This is a genomic window from Pseudenhygromyxa sp. WMMC2535, assembly GCF_011083025.2.
The window spans coordinates 6,473,531-6,488,635 of record NZ_JABJWV010000001.1; the positions used below are offsets into that span (position 1 = coordinate 6,473,531).

The 15,105-nt window shown below is 69.2% G+C and carries 13 protein-coding genes; 8 read left to right on the forward strand and 5 right to left on the reverse strand.

The genetic code is table 11. The annotated features are described in order from the left end of the window. The first annotated feature begins 176 nt into the window (after positions 1–176). From G6O69_RS25145 to G6O69_RS25170, 6 genes are all read left to right on the forward strand, one after another. Positions 177–3,698, forward strand: a complete 3,522-nt coding sequence (locus G6O69_RS25145) for an amidohydrolase family protein (protein WP_255215872.1) — start codon at positions 177–179, stop codon at positions 3,696–3,698. Between the two features lie 106 nt (positions 3,699–3,804). Next, a complete protein-coding gene (locus tag G6O69_RS25150; RefSeq protein ID WP_172306047.1) occupies positions 3,805–4,365 on the forward strand; it encodes a macro domain-containing protein in 561 nt (186 codons plus the stop codon). A 32-nt stretch (positions 4,366–4,397) separates the two neighbouring features. Next, positions 4,398–4,910: a hypothetical protein gene (locus G6O69_RS25155; protein WP_172306048.1), complete on the forward strand. Its 513-nt coding sequence runs from the start codon at positions 4,398–4,400 to the stop codon at positions 4,908–4,910. 23 nt (positions 4,911–4,933) lie between these two features. Further along, positions 4,934–5,227: a hypothetical protein gene (locus G6O69_RS25160; protein ID WP_176397078.1), complete on the forward strand. Its 294-nt coding sequence runs from the start codon at positions 4,934–4,936 to the stop codon at positions 5,225–5,227. A 453-nt stretch (positions 5,228–5,680) separates the two neighbouring features. Continuing rightward, positions 5,681–6,415, forward strand: coding sequence for an ABC transporter ATP-binding protein (locus G6O69_RS25165; protein ID WP_172306049.1), 735 nt, complete (start codon positions 5,681–5,683; stop codon positions 6,413–6,415). Continuing rightward, entirely contained in the window at positions 6,409–7,500 is a 1,092-nt protein-coding gene (locus G6O69_RS25170) for a SufD family Fe-S cluster assembly protein (protein ID WP_172306050.1), read from the forward strand. The genes G6O69_RS25165 and G6O69_RS25170 overlap by 7 nt, the downstream gene beginning before the upstream one ends. A gap of 19 nt (positions 7,501–7,519) precedes the next feature. On the opposite strand, the gene G6O69_RS25175 is transcribed toward G6O69_RS25170, so the two are convergent. From G6O69_RS25175 to gcvT, 4 genes are all read right to left on the reverse strand, one after another. Further along, positions 7,520–8,329 carry a M50 family metallopeptidase gene (locus G6O69_RS25175; RefSeq protein WP_172306051.1) on the reverse strand — a complete coding sequence of 270 codons (810 nt, stop codon included), beginning with the start codon at positions 8,327–8,329 and terminating at the stop codon, positions 7,520–7,522. A gap of 190 nt (positions 8,330–8,519) precedes the next feature. Beyond that, positions 8,520–9,683, reverse strand: a complete 1,164-nt coding sequence (locus tag G6O69_RS25180; protein ID WP_172306052.1) for an aminotransferase class V-fold PLP-dependent enzyme — start codon at positions 9,681–9,683, stop codon at positions 8,520–8,522. Next, complete coding sequence (gcvH, locus tag G6O69_RS25185) at positions 9,684–10,073, reverse strand: glycine cleavage system protein GcvH (RefSeq protein ID WP_172306053.1); 390 nt, start codon at positions 10,071–10,073, stop codon at positions 9,684–9,686. A 31-nt stretch (positions 10,074–10,104) separates the two neighbouring features. Continuing rightward, positions 10,105–11,247, reverse strand: coding sequence for a glycine cleavage system aminomethyltransferase GcvT (gene gcvT, locus G6O69_RS25190; protein WP_172306054.1), 1,143 nt, complete (start codon positions 11,245–11,247; stop codon positions 10,105–10,107). A gap of 234 nt (positions 11,248–11,481) precedes the next feature. Here gcvT and G6O69_RS25195 point away from each other — a divergent pair, with 234 nt between their 5' ends. Both G6O69_RS25195 and G6O69_RS25200 read left to right on the forward strand, forming a co-directional pair. Continuing rightward, complete coding sequence (locus G6O69_RS25195) at positions 11,482–12,705, forward strand: hypothetical protein (RefSeq protein ID WP_172306055.1); 1,224 nt, start codon at positions 11,482–11,484, stop codon at positions 12,703–12,705. Between the two features lie 98 nt (positions 12,706–12,803). After that, on the forward strand, positions 12,804–14,192 hold the full coding sequence (locus G6O69_RS25200; protein WP_172306056.1) for a DUF4215 domain-containing protein: 1,389 nt from the start codon (positions 12,804–12,806) through the stop codon (positions 14,190–14,192). Positions 14,193–14,336: 144 nt separating this feature from the next. Here the strand turns inward: G6O69_RS25200 and G6O69_RS25205 are convergent, their stop codons facing one another. Beyond that, a complete protein-coding gene (locus G6O69_RS25205) occupies positions 14,337–15,089 on the reverse strand; it encodes a hypothetical protein (RefSeq protein WP_176397079.1) in 753 nt (250 codons plus the stop codon). Positions 15,090–15,105 lie beyond the last annotated feature (16 nt).

The window sequence follows — 15,105 nt, forward strand, 5'->3', positions numbered from 1 at the left end:
GGTGGTATTGAACGTTCTTGGCGCTCGATGTCGCGCATGTCTAGACAAAAATACAGTTGCCATTCGTGAGCTTCAGCGGGGCGATTCTGACCCTGTGGTCGCCTTCTAAATCAAACACGAGGGGCGCGACGTACGCCACAATCTTCTGCCGAAATTGTATGCGAGAGTGCCCCGCCATGAGCTTGCTATGGACCCGAACCTCCAGGGTGCTCGGCCTCGCCAGCATGTCTGTGATTGTCGCCTGTGCGCCCACATCATCGACGCCGCAGACAGAGGTGATGGATCCGCCGAGCGCGACCGCGGGTTTGCCGGGCATGGAGCCACCCGCGCGCTGTCCGGGGTCGGCGCAGGCCGAGGGTTCTGGAGACACGGCCAAGTGCGCCTGGAACGTGGACGAGCCTCCGGGTTCCAGCCAGGAGATCGCCATCGACACGACCACGGGGACGTGGATGAACCTCGACCTCTCCCCCGACGGCAGCCAGATCGTCTTCGACCTCCTGGGGGATCTCTATCTGCTGCCGATCGCGGGCGGGGAGGCGCGGGCGCTGACGCAGGGCATGGCCTGGGACATGCAGCCGCGCTTCTCACCCGACGGCCAGTGGGTGGCCTACACCAGCGATCGGGGCGGCGGCGACAACATCTGGGTGGTCGCCGCCGACGGCTCCGGCGAGCCGCGGCAGGTGAGCAAGGAGGGCTTTCGCCTGCTCAGCGCGCCGGCCTGGAGCCCCGACGGCGAGTACATCGTCGCGCGCAAGCACTTCACCTCGCGGCGCAGCATCGGCGCCGGCGAGATGTGGCTCTACCACCGCGCGGGTGGCAAGGGCGTGCAGCTGACCAAAAAGCGCACCGAGCAAAAGGACGCGGGCGAGCCGGTGTTCTCGCCGGACGGGCGCTACCTCTACTTCTCCGAGGACATGACCCCGGGCGGGACCTTTGACTACAACAAGGATCCCAACGGCCAGATCTACGTGATCCGCCGCCTGGATCTCGAGGACGGGCGGCTCGAGTCCTTCGTGGGGGGCGCCGGCGGGGCGGTCCGCCCGACGCCCTCGCCCGACGGCGCGCGCCTGGCCTATGTGCGCCGCGTCCGGCTGAAGTCGGTGCTCTTCGTGCGCGACCTCGACAGCGGGCGCGAGTGGCCGGTCTACGACGGCCTCGACCGCGACATGCAGGAGACCTGGGCGATCCACGGCGTCTATCCGCAGATGGCCTGGACCCCCGACAACCAGGGGATCGTGTTTTGGGCCGGCGGCAAGCTCCACCGCGTGTCCGCCGAAGGTGGCGAGGCCGCGGAGATCCCCTTTCATGTCCAGGCCAGCCGGCGCGTGGGCGAGGCCCTGCGCTACGCCGTCGACGTCGCCCCCGAGCAGATCGACGTCAAGGTCCTGCGCTGGCCGCAGCTGACCCCCGACGGCAGCAAGCTGATCTACCAGGCCCTCGGCAAGCTCTACGTCCGCGACATGCAAAGCGGCGCGGTCCGGCGCCTGACCAGCCAAGACGAGCACCTCGAGTACTACCCGAGCGTGTCTCGGGACGGGCGCTTCGTCACCTACGTGAGCTGGGACGACGCCGAGCTCGGGTCCGTGCGCGTGCTGCCGATCGCCGGCGGCGAGCAGGGCAGGGTGGTCAGCCCGCGGCCGGGGCACTACGTCGAGCCGGTGATCTCACCGGACGGCGCCCACGTGGTCTATCGCCGGGTCAGCGGCGGCGGCCTGTTCTCGCCGCGCTGGTCCGACGACCGGGGCATCTTCGCCGTGCCCTTCGCGGCGCAGCCGACCCGCAAGCGCGGACGCTCGCGCGCGTCTTCTGGTGACGAGCAGACGCAGGCCGAGGTTCGGATCAGCCGCGAGGGCGAGCAGCCCCACTTTGGCGCCGGCTCGGATCGCCTGTTCTTCATGGACGGCGGCCAGGACGACGCGCGGATCCTCGCCAGCGTCGGCCTCGACGGCCGCGAGCGCCGGGAGCACGCCAAGAGCGCGCGCGCCGAGCAATTCGTGGTCTCGCCCGACGGCCGCTGGCTGGCCTACATCGAGGGCTTCCGCGTGCACGTGGCCGCCTTCCCCAAGACCGGAGGGGTGATCGAGGTCGGCCCCGAGGGCGGCGGCCTGCCCATGGCTGCGGTCAGCGAGGACGCGGGGTGGTTCGTGAACTGGTCGGCCGACGGCGCGTCGCTGCGCTGGGTGCTGGGCCCGGAGCTGCACACCCGCAGTCTCGAGGACGTATTCGAATTCCTGGGCGAGCCCAGCGAACCGGCTGACTCGGCTGACTCGGCTGACGCTGGCGAAGAGGCGCCCGAGAACAAGCCCAAGCCCGAGCCGAAGATCACCGCCGTCAACGTCGGCTTCTCCGTGGACCGCGATCGCCCCACGGGCAAGCTGGCCCTGGTCGGCGGCAAGATCGTGACCATGAAGGGCGACGAGATCATCGAGCGCGGCACGCTGATCATCGACCAGGATCGCATCGTCGCCGTCGGCCCGGAGGACCAGGTCACCGTGCCCGCGGACGCCACCCGCGTCGACGTCTCGGGTCACACGCTGATCCCCGGCCTGGTCGACGTCCACGCCCACGGGGCCCAGGCCCGCCGGGGCATGCAGCCCGAGCAAAACTGGCTGCACTACGCCGAGCTGGGCTTTGGCGTGACCACGGTCCACGACCCCAGCAACGACAGCCTGAGCATCTTCTCCTCGTCGGAGCTCGTCGCCGCCGGCGAGACCGTGGGCCCGCGGATCTTCTCGACGGGCACGATCCTCTACGGGGCGGAGGGCTCCTTCCGCGCGAAGATCGAGACCCTCGACGACGCCCGCATGCACATGCGGCGGATGAAGGCGATCGGCGCGATCTCGGTCAAGAGCTACAACCAGCCGCGTCGCGACCAGCGCCAAAAGGTGCTCCAGGCCGCCCGCGAGCTCGAGATGATGGTCGTGCCCGAGGGCGGCTCGCTCTTCGAGCACAACATGACCATGGTCGTCGACGGGCACACGGGGGTCGAGCATGCGATCCCGGTCGCCGCGATCTACGACGACGTCCGCCAGCTGTGGGGGCACACCGAGGTGGGCTACACGCCCACGCTGGGCGTGGCCTACGGCGGCGTGTGGGGCGAGAACTACTGGTATCAGCACACCGATGTGTGGGCGAACGAGCGCCTGCTTCGCTACGTGCCCCGGGAGTTCGTGGATCCACGGGCGCGCCGACCCATGCACGTGGGCGAGGGCGACTGGAACCACGTCCGGGCAGCGAGCGTGGCCAACGAGCTGCGCGCGGCCGGCGTGCGCGTCAACTTGGGGGCGCACGGCCAGCGCGAGGGCCTGGCCGCGCACTGGGAGCTGTGGATGCTGGTCCAAGGCGGGATGAGCCCGCACCAGGCCCTGCGCGCGGGGACCATCGACGGGGCGCACTACATCGGCCTCGACGCGGCGCTCGGCTCCCTCGAGGTCGGGAAGCTGGCCGACATTGCGATCATCGCCGGGGATCCGCTGGCGGACATCCGCGTGTCGGAGCAGGTCGCGTACACGGTGATCAACGGGCGGCTCTTCGACGCGGCGACCATGGCCGAGCTCGGCAATCATCCCCGGGAGGCGAGCGCGCTGTGGTGGGAGATCGACGGTGAAGGGCGGCCCGATGGGGCGCTCGAGCTGAGCGCTGGCGGGGCGGTGGACGCGGTCGAGCTGCTGGGGGCGGAGGCCTACTGCCGGCACTGAGGCGGCGATGTCGCCAGGTGGCCCGGATCTCGGCGGGGCGCGAGGTGCTCGGTTGCCAGGGCCCCTGTTCAGGGGTCACCATGGGTGAGGAGCGCCACCGGAAGCCATGCTTCACTACGTCTGCCACGACATCTTCGAGTCGCCTGCTCAGACCCTCGTCAACACGGTCAACACCGTGGGGGTCATGGGCAAGGGGCTCGCGCGGGAGTTCAAGCGTCGCTATCCCGTGATGTTCGAGCGCTACCGCAGTTTTTGTGACTCGGGCGATCTCGAGGTCGGCAAGCTATACCTGTTTCGGACGCCCAACGAGTGGGTGCTTAATTTCCCGACCAAGCAGCACTGGAGGTCGCCCTCCAAGCTGGAGTGGATCGAGGCGGGGCTGCGCAAGTTCGTCGCCGAGTACGAGGCGCAGGGGATCCGCAGCGTGTCCTTTCCGCAGCTGGGCTGTGGAAACGGCGGGCTCGACTGGGCGGAGGTCAAGCCGCTCATGGCGCAGCACCTCGGGCCGCTGCCGATCCCCGTGTTCGTACATACCCGCATCGACGATCCCAGCTTCGTTGCTCGAGACGAAGTCCAATTCTCAATGGGGGGCATGGGGCGTCCTGGTGATATGAAGTTTGGTGATAGCCAGGCGCTGGTCCAGCTCCACGACGCCCGCCCCTTCTGAGCGCGGCACCTTCGGGGTAGACTCCCGGGGCCATGCTCCGGCTTCGCTCCCGCTCTTTGCTCACCGCCTCGCTCTGCCTGTCCCTGTTCGCCGCCGTCGGCTGCAAGAAGTCCGAAGAAGAGGACCAGGCCGAGACAGACGCGGCCCGCGAGGCCAAGCTCGCCGAGGCCGAGAAGGCCGCGGACGCCGACGCGACCAAGGAGGCGGAGGCGACCAAGGAGGAGGCCGAAAAGGCGCCCGAGGCCGAGGAGCCCGCCGTGGGTGGCAGCGGCGCGGGTGGTGGCGGCGGCGGTGGTGCTGCCGGCGGCTCCGCGCCCGTCGCCGATCGAGAGGATCTCACCTGTGATCCCCTCGAGAAGGGCGCCTGCCTGGAGGGCGAGACCTGCATCGGCGCCGAGGGCTGCGACGCCGTTTGGGAGTGCGACGCGACGCTGTCCTGCAAGAAGGGCGTGCGCGAGTACTGCGGCTGTGACGGGCGGACCTTCGAGGCCGTCTATGGCAACTGCCCGTGGAAAAAGTACCAGTACGCCGGGCCCTGTAAGTAGCACCCGGGGCAGGCTGCGCCTCGGTGGCGCACGCATTCTTGCTCGAGCGCGAGGGCCACGTCGGCGACCGTGGTCTTCGCCATGGCGCCGTCGTTTGCACTTGGTTGTCTCTGCTCGCTTGCACCACGGGTGGCGGTGACGAAGGGGCGAGTGATGGAACGAGCGACGAAGACGGCAGCGAGTCGGCGTCGGGATCGAGCTCGACTTCGCGTGGGCCGAGTCGAGGGCTGTGGGCGGCCAACCCCGAGCACGATGCCGATGCCGATGCCGATGCCGATGCCGATGTGGATGCGCTCTACCTCGGGCCGCCGGCCTGAGGGCATTGGGCAAAAAATGAGCGCGGGATGTGGGGCCATGCTCCCGCGTGGAGAGCGATGGGGGAAATTGCGGCCTTCCTCACTCGACCGGTGATAAAGGCCGATTGCGGTCGAGTTGGGGGCTTTCTACACTGATCATGAGGGACGCGGGTATGAAGGAGGAATGTTGTTATTTTTATTTAACGGTCATCATAGTTTCATTTCGAGAGAACGACGGCTGAACGTCATATATGTCCCCAGGTGCCGTCTTTCGGATGAGGAACACCACGGAAGAAAGGAATTTGATGACACCGCGACTCTTGCAGATTGGCCTCTCGCTTTCACCCACGTGTTCGCGCGGCAGCGCCAGATTTTTGCATCATATCTGAGCGGGCCGTGCAGGCTGAAATGTCGTGATGTCACTCGACGGCCAGCAGCAATATCGATTGGCACAAATACCCGAGGGAACCAAGCATGACCACATCCACAGCTCCGGCCACGCTGGAGATCATCGACCTGCACGTCGCCGTCGCCAGGACCCCAGTGCTCCGGGGGGTGTCGCTGACCATCGCGCCCAAGGAGCTGCACGTGCTGCTCGGGCCCAACGGCTCCGGCAAGTCGAGCCTGCTCGCGGCGGTGATGGGCCTGCCGCCCTTCGAGGTCACCTCCGGCGACATTCGCATGGGCGGGCGCTCGATCGTCGAGCTGCCGCCCGACGCCCGGGCCCGGCTGGGCCTGGGGCTGGCCTTTCAGCGCCCTCCGGCGATCGCGGGCGTCCGGATCGCGGACTTCGCTCGGGCGCTGGGGGGCGCCGAGCGCCTGCACCAGGCGGCGGAGGCCCTGGACCTCGGCACCTTCGAGGCGCGCTCCCTGGCCGTGGGCTTCTCGGGGGGCGAGCTCAAGCGCTGGGAGGTGCTCAAGCTCGCGTTGCAGGCGCCCAAGGTCGCGCTCTTCGACGAGCCCGACAGCGGCGTCGACCTCGAGCACATTCACGCCCTCGGTCGCGCCATCGATCGCCTCGTCCGCGACCCCGAGGGGGCGCGCGCGGGGCTGATCATCACCCACACTGGCCTGATCCTCGAGCACGTGCGCGCGACTCGTGGGCACATCCTCGTCGATGGCCGGATCGTCCACAGCGGGGATCCGGTGGCCGCCTTCCGCCACATTCAGCGTCACGGGTACACCCAACCAAAGGAATCGACATGTTGACTGAAGATGAGATCGCGCTCCTCCGAGAGGTGGGCTTCGAAGACGAAGGCCAGCGGGCCGCTACCTCGGTGCTGGCCGACCAGGCCTTGAAGGTCGCGCACTCCAACCACCCCGAGGTCGTCTTGATGCCCCTGGCCGAGGCGCTCCAGAAGTTCGACTTCGTCCAGGACTTGATGTTTGGGCTGGTGAGCCCCGAGGAGAACGAGCACATCCGCGAGGCCGCGGAGCAGATGGATGACCCCATCGGCCACTTCTTGTGGGTCAGGCCCGGCGCCAAGCTCCGGCTGCCGGTGCAGAATTTCACCTTGTTCGAGAAGCCTCAGGCGCGGCAGTTCACCCACGACATCACGCTGATCGACGAGGGCGCCGACGTGGAGCTGATCTCGGGCACGGCCGTGCCGCGCTCGGTCCACGCGGGCCGGCATATCTCGATCTCCGAGACCTATCTGCGCCCGGGCGCGGCCTATTCGTCGATCACCGTCGAGCACTGGGGCCCGAGCATGGAGATCTTCAGCTACGGCTACAGCCGCCTCGAGGCCGGGGCGCGCTGCACCGCGACCTCGGTCGCGGTCGCCCAGGTCGGGACGCACACCAGCGTGAGCCGCTCGGCGCTCGAGGCCGGCGCGAGCGAGATCGATCGCAGCGTCCTGTTCGCCCCGGAGGGGTCGCGGCGCGTCTCCGAGTCCGAGACGCGGCTCGTAGGCGCCGGCGCGCGCTCGGAGCAGATCACCCGGATGGTGTCCGCTGGGGGCACGATCCACACCAGGGCGCGCCTGGTGGGAGAGGCGGCGGACACCAGCGGGTTCTTGGGCTGTGACGGGCTCAAGCTCGGGGATGCGGGCGAGATCCTCTCGGTGCCCGAGCTGCTCGCGCGGGTGGAGGGCACCAGCTTGTCGCACGAGGCCTCGGTCGGGATGATCAGCCGAGACAAGCTCACCTACCTGATGGCCTCGGGGCTCGATGAGGACGCCGCCCGCGACCTGATCGTGCGTGGCTTCCTGGATCTGGGCGACACCCGCCTGCCCGCGGCGGTCCGCCAGCGGGTCGAGTCGCTGGTGGTCGCGGCGAAGGCCGGGGGGATGTGAGGCGAGCGAGAGGCCGGCCTCAGCCCGCGGAGTCGTGACCGGAGCCGTGGGCGAGGCGCCTCAAGCCCTCGAAGCCGCGGAAGAAGATCAGCAGGCCGAGGCCGAGGACGAGCACGGAGAACAGCCCGCACAGCCCGCCCCATAGCCAGTAGGGCCCAAACAGGGCGTCGGCCATCTGGCTGACGTCGGAGGGCATCTGACCCTGGGCGGTGTCGGCGTACTCCATGAACAGGTAGTCCCCGCGGGAGAACACGCTCATGGCCAGCTGCGTCGACAAGAAGACGAGGCCGACCTGGGCGACCTCGGGGCGCTCGCGGGTGGCGAGGAGGCCGATGATCAGGCCGAGGCCGGCGACGAAGGCCCAGCCAAAGCCGTTGCGGACGACGATCACGGCGATGGCGGCGAGGGCGAAGAGGCCGACGAGCAAGGTGACCTGGGCGGGCTTGGGCTTGCGCGCGAGGGCGAAGCCGAGGGCGGCGACGATCGCTGGTCCGACGAGGCCGCCGGCGGCGACCAGGGCCCGGCGCAGCGGCCCGAAGCTCGCGCCCGCGGACCAGGTCGCGGCTCCGGAGGCGTCGGGGTACATCACGAATTTGTCGAACTCGGCCCCGAGCAGGGCGGCCGTGAAGCCGTGGCCGAGCTCGTGGACCAAGGTGGACAGCCAGATCAGCGGGAGCCCGAGGTAAAAGCCCGGCTGCCACAGGTAGGGCAGGAAGTAGAGCGCCAGGGTCAGGACGACGCTGCCGAGCAAGAAGGCGCGGGTGCGCTTGGCGGCGTGCTCCGGGTCCCGGGCCTGGACGCGTCGCTTGATGTCTTCGTAGCTGGCCACGGCGAGTAGAACGTAGCACCGCCGTGAATGATTGCCGCGAGCCGGGCGTGGAGGCGCTCGCAGGCGCCAGCGCGGGCCTCGCCGGTGCCTCGTCCGAGCTCACCCAGCCTGGGGACGACCCGCACGAGCCGATCCCTCGGGTGGGCGAGCGTTGGGGAGGGCGAGCGTCGGCCCAGCGCGTGGCTGTGGCTCAGCCCTGGGCGCGGGCGAGCTCGATGACCCGGTCCATCATGCGCTGGACCTCGTCTTCGGTGCTGTAAAAGTGCGGCCCGATGCGCAGGCCGCAGTCGGGGCGCCAATCGTGCTTGAAGCGCGCTTGGATCAGCTGCTGGCTGACCGCTCGGCTGCCGGGGAAGTCGACGGCCACGAAGCCGGTGCGCGCGTCGTCGTTCAGGGGGGAGTGCACCTCGAGCCCGGCCGCCTGGGCGCGATCGATGACGATCCGCGAGAGCGCGAGGTTGTGGGCCCGGATGCGCTCGACGCCGACCTCGAGCAGGTTCTCGTAGGCCTTGCGCGCCACGTAGTAGGCGGGCACCGAGGGGGTGCCGGCGATCATCCCCCAGGGGCCCTCGGCGTAGCGGATCGGCGCGGGGGACATGGCGAAGGGATCCGCGTGGGCCATCCACCCGGTGTTCATCGGGGCCAGGCGCTCGCGCAGCTCGGGCCTGACCCACAAAAAGCAGGTCCCCGGGCCGCCGCACAGCCACTTGTGGCTGCCGCCGACCAGCAGGTCGAGGTCCCAGGCCTGGACGTCGATGGGGAGCACGCCGGCGGTCTGGTAGACGTCGCACATGACCAGCGCCCCGACCTCGTGGGCGCGGGCGCAGATCGCCGCGACGTCGAGCAGGGCGCCGGACACGTAGACGGCGTGGGAGATCGAGACCAGGGCGGTGCGCTCGTCGATGGCGGCGAGCATGCGCTCGGTCGTGATGTTCACGCCGTCGTCGCTGGGCACCAGCTCGAGCTCGACGCCCAGGCGACGGTAGCGCTCCCACACGTAGATCACGTTGGGGAACATCAGCGACTCGATCACCACCTTGGGCCGCTCGCCGTAGTCGAGGGCGCTGGCGATGCGGGCCTGAAAGGTGGCCACGTTCTCGCCCAAGCTGGTGTTGCCCACGCCGCCGTTGAAGAAGCGCGCGACGGTGTCGGCGGTCTCGTCGATGAAGGCTGGCCAGTGGTCCCAGGCCTCGACCCCCTCGCGCGCCCACAGCTCGAAGTAGGCGGCCATGGCCGCGTGGCTGTCGCGGTGCATGGCGCCCATGCTGTTGCTGTTCATGTACACGCTGTCCGCGAGGATCGGGTAGTCCTCGCGGTAGCGGGCGAGCGCGGGGTCGAGCTTGGGCGTGGTCACTCAGGCCTCGGCGAGCAGCTTGCGGTAGGCCGCGGCGTCGAGCAGGGCCTCGAAGGCGGCGGGGTCGTCGGGCAGGAGCTCGATCATCCAGCCGGCCTGGTAGGGGTCCTCGTTGATCGCCTCGGGGGCGTCGTCGAGCTCGCCGTTGACGGCGACGACTTTGCCGGCGATGGGCGCGTAGAGGTCGGAGACGGCCTTGACCGAGTCGATGTCGCCGAAGCGATCGCCGGCCTCGAGGGCGTCGCCGACCTCGGGGAGCCCGACCGCGGTGATGTCGCCGAGCTGCTCGACGGCGTGGGCAGTGATACCGACGAGGATGTTGCCGTCGTTCTTGCGGCGGGCCCACTCGTGGTCGTTGGTGAAGCGGTAGTTCTCGGGGAGGTCGCTCATCGTGAGTCTGTCTTGGGCTTGTCTGGTGGAGCTATTGCGGGCGCTTGTAAAACGGCCCTTTGACGATCTTGGCGGTGATGGTCTTGTGGCGGCTGCGCAGCCACAGCGTGGTGCCGGGCTCGCTCATGGTCGCGGGCACGTAGGCCAGGCCGATCGAGCCGCCCACGGTCGGGGCCGGGGCGCCGCTGGTGACTCGGTAGCGGGTCTCGTCGAGGACGGGGGCGTCGGGGCCCTCGCCGGAGGCGACGCTCCAGCCGCCGCGGGCGGTGCCCTTGCCCTCGACCACGAAGCCGACGAGCTTGCGATCGACGCCCTCGCGCTTTTGGGCGAGCAGGGCCTCGCGGCCGATGAAGTCGCTGGCCTTGGGCTTGACGACCCAGCCGAGCCCGGCCTCGTAGGGCGTGGTGGTCTCGTCGATGTCGTTGCCGTAGAGGCTCAGGCGGGCCTCGAGGCGCAGCGTGTCCCGGGCTCCGAGGCCGCAGGGCGCAGCGCCGGCTTCGATCAGGGCGTTCCACAGCGCGCTGGCGCTGGCGCCACCGTCCTTGGCGTCGACGAAGAGCTCGTAGCCGTCCTCGCCGGTGTAGCCGGTGCGCGCGGCGACCACGGGCACGCCGGCGAGCTCGCCGGGGCCGAAGTGAAAGTTGCCCAGCTCGAGCAGGTTCTCGCCGCCGAGCTTGGCGCACAGCGCCCGGGCCTGGGGGCCCTGCACGGCGATCAGCGCGGTCTCGGGGGAGCGGTCGACGATCTCGCAGGCCCCGCGCGCATCGACGCCGCCGGCGAAGTCGGCGTACTCGCGGAAGTGGGCCGCGTCCTTGGCGATGTTCGAGGCGTTGACGACGATGCGGAGGTCGTCGGCGGCCCGGCGGTAGACGATGCAGTCGTCGACGATGCCGCCGCTGGGCAGGCAGGTCACGGTGTAGAGCGCCTGGCCGTCGACGAGCTTGCTGACGTCGTTGCTGACCAGGCCCTGGACCACGGCCAGCGCCCCGGGGCCCTGAAAGTCGATCTCGCCCATGTGCGAGACGTCGAAGAGCCCCGCGCCCTCGCGCACGGCCCGGTGCTCGGCGAGGATGCCCTGATACTGCACCGGCATGTGCCAACCCGCGAAGTCTACGAGCTTCGCGCCGGCGGCGACGTGGGCGGCGTGGAGAGGGGTCTTTTGCAGGTCGGCCATCGAGCGCGGCGACTATCCCAGCTCCGGGGGCGCTGGTGCAAGCATGCACGGGTTTGCGCTGCCGAGGCCCGGTGTTAGAAAACCGACTCGCAGACGATGACTCGAGTGATGCCCACGCAATCGAGGCGAGGTCGCCGTTTTGCTCGACGCGCACGCGCGTCGGCCGGGGCGCGCTCGCTGCCTCGTCTTCGCTCCAGGTCGCGCGCGTTCTCGCTGGCCGCGGTGGCCGTGGTCATGACCACGCTGGTGGGCGCGAGCGCCTGCAACCGAGAGCGCGTCGCCAAGGAAGGAAAGGTCACGCAAGCCCAGGCCGAGGAGTACCTGCGCGACGCCGTGCACATGTCCTCCGAGGGCGTGCTGCTCGAGCCCTCGGCCAAGGGCCTGACGAGCATCGAGCGCGTGCGCTTCGGTGAGATCGCCCAGGAGATGCGCAGGCCCGCCGCGGTCTGCTTCGTCGAGCGGGCGATCCAGACCATGTCTCCGGGGGAGGTCGAGGGCGAGCAGGCCTGGGTGGGCGTGCCCGAGGGCCAGATCAAGCTGCGCGCGCGGGTGTCCGTCGACGGCGGCGTACTCGCGACCGAGGTGCTCGACTCGGGCTTCGACGACGAAGAGATGGAGAACTGCCTGCTCGAGATGCTCGGCAAGCAGCGCTTCCCCGAGAGCCGCGACAGCTTCGCCTACTTCGTCGACGTCTATTATTGGGTCAGCCTGGGCTTCTTCCGCGAGGCCGGGACCGAGCGCTTCGCCAAGGCCCTGCGCCGCGAGCAGGCTCAGGCCGCGCGCCGTGGCCTGCCTTGCCTGCGCGGGCGGGTGAGCCCGGGCGCCTACGAGATCAGCGCGCTGAACCTCTTCGACCGCGACGGCGACACGGTCGTCAACCGGGTCGAGCGCGGCAGCTTGGACCCGGAGATCAGCACCTGCCTGGCGCAGGCTTTTCGGGCCGTCAAGATCCACTCCGAGCCCGACGCCTTCATCCGCCCCGCGGCCATGGACGTCGAGTTCGTGGTCGCCGAAGACGGCGCGGTGAGCTTCGACGACGAGCGCTGGCTCGAGCTGATCGAGCTCGAGGAGCAGGCCGAGCGCGAGCGCAAGAAGGCCGAGCTGCTGGGTGACGGCGTCGACGAGCTCGAGCCCGACGGCTTTGAAGATCCCGGCGCGTCTGGCCCGGTGGACATGGGTCCGAGGGGGCCGGCGGAGCCACCGGGCCCATCGGGCCCGCGGCCAGAGGGGCCTGCGAAGGACCCTGGGGCCGGCGGCGGAGCCAAGCCCGGCGCGATCAAGCCCGGCGCGATCAAGCCCGGCGCGCTCGGGCCCGACGGATCCGAGGCGGACCCCCAAAAAGACGCGCCCAAAGCCGATCCGAGCGCGCCCGAGGGCACGCCGGACGAGCCGCCACAGCCGAGCGAGCGAGATCCCAGCACGCCTGGTGTGAAGCTCGACCTATCGCCGCGGCGATAGTGTGCATCGCACACTCGCGTTGTGGGGTCAGGGTGACAGGTCGCGCTGTGCCGATTAGCCGCGTGGTCTGTCCGTGCGCGGGCTGCTAGGTTCAAAACATGAATGACTTGAACCTGCCTCCCAGGCCGACCCGGCCAGCATCGCTGGCGGCGCTCTTGATGTTGACGCTGGCGGCGTCCTGCTCGGGCGACGACGACGAGAACTTCAGCGCCGGCCTCGACGGCTCGAACGCCGACGAGGCCACGGAGACCGAAGATCTGCCCGAGGGCGAGTGTGGCAACGGGGAGGTCGAGGCCGGGGAGCAGTGTGACCTCGGTGAGGGCAACGCCCCCGAGGCCCAGTGCACCCCCGCGTGCCAGATCGCGGCCTGTGGCGACGGCTACGCCAACGCGGACTACGAGGAGTGCGACGACGGCAACCAAGACGAGAACGACGGCTGCCTCAACGACTGCACGGCCAACGTCTGTGGCGACGGGATCCTCAACGAGGGCGTCGAGCTGTGCGACGACGGCAACTCGATCAACACCGACGACTGTAGCAACGAGTGTGTGCCCGGGACCTGCGGCGACGGGGTGATCGACAACAACGAGCAGTGCGACGACGGCAACCAAAGCGACGAGGACGGCTGCCCCTCGTGCAGCTACGCCTACTGCGGCGACGGCCACGTGTGGGCTGGTCACGAGGAGTGCGACGACGCCAACGAGGATGAGGACGACGCCTGCCTGGAGGGCTGCGTGGCCGCGACCTGCGGCGACGGGATCTTGTGGGAGGGCACGGAGACCTGCGACGACGGCAACCACGAGGATGACGACGCCTGCCCCGGCTCCTGCCACGACGCCTTTTGTGGCGACGGCTACGTCTACACCGCGGCCGGCGAGACCTGCGACGACGGCAACAACGTCAGCGACGACGGCTGCGACGCGGACTGCCTGGCCGAGTACTGCTTCCGCGTGGCCAACGACGCCGAGGAGAACCTCGAGGGCAACGACTGGTTCGACGAGTGCGTGATGGCCGTCGGCGATCTGATCGTGGTCAAGCTCCGCGACAGCGAGGGCACGGTGATCTACGAGGCCGAGGGGACCAAGGTCGGCGAGTGGAGCCAGGAGGCGATCACCTCGACCAACAGCAACGGCAACGAGTACAACGAGGGCTCACACAACCAGATGATCAGCCTGTCCAACGGCGACGTGCTGTTCATCTCGAGCCAGGACGCCGACACCGGCGGATCCTATACCTGCAACACGGAGCTCGGCGACGGCTACGGCATCGTCGTCTACCCCTCGAGCCCCAACTGGTACTTCAACCCCAAGCTGACCGTGTTCCCCTACGAGGGAGCCCACAGCAACACGGCGCGGGCGTTCAAGAACTGGGGCCCCGAGTACGAGATCGCGTGGAACGAGGGCGCGGGCATGAACACCTGCACGGAGGGCGAGGGCGGGTTGGTGCCCTTCGAGGGCGCGTTCACCCTGCGCGTCATGCCGCAGTGAGCCCGAGCGGAGACGAGCGAGCGCAATTGACGAAGGCGAGCGACCCGGTGCGGGGCAGCTCGCCTTCTTCAGTGGTCGTCGCTCTCAGGTGAGCTTGCTGAGCCTTCGACCGCGGGTGGACGTGCCGTGATGATGAAGACCCGATCACCCGTCGACAGGCAAGAACAGCTCGACACCCGCCGGGCGCTCTGGGTAGCCCTCGGGTCGCCGCTTGGCGCTTCGATGCACGAGCAGCGCTCCCGAGGCGAAGGACTCGACGGGGGTCACGCTCACAGCGTAACCGAGGTCCACGCGTGTGGACCCAAATCGATCGAAGCGCCCGTCCTCCCACAGGCCGTAGAGCTGGCCTTCGGACATCGCGGCGAGCGTGCGCAGGAGCAGGGGGCGGTCATCGATCATCGGCGCGTCGAACTCGAGGTAGTGCACGCGACGCCCATCGACGTCGATCTGCGTCAGGCTCTGACGTTGCCACGGCTGGGAATCGGGGCCAATCGCGACGAGGGCCAACCACCACGACCCCGAGCGTTGCCAGCGGATTCGCGCCGCCGGCCGTCGACGCAGCGTGCTCACCAGCTCGGAGTCGGGCAAGCGCGGCTCCCAGGGCGTCGAGGGCAGGGCATCGAGGGCGTAGCTGGCGGCGAGCTCGCGCGGGCTGAGGAAGGCCGAGGCCGCCCGGGCAGGATCGATGCCCCCCTGGGTCTGTGTTCCTTCGACCCACCGCGGCTCACCGTCGAGGCCCAGGCAGATCAGTGAAGACTCGGCCTTGCCAGCTGGGCTGCGCTCGATGTCGACTTCGATGAAGAGCGCGTCCTCGACGGCACGCATGCGCACGCCGCACCGCCAGCCGATCGCGCTGCCGAGCACCGAGATGACGATGGGCGAGATCACTCGCTTCACAGGAAAATCTCGAGCC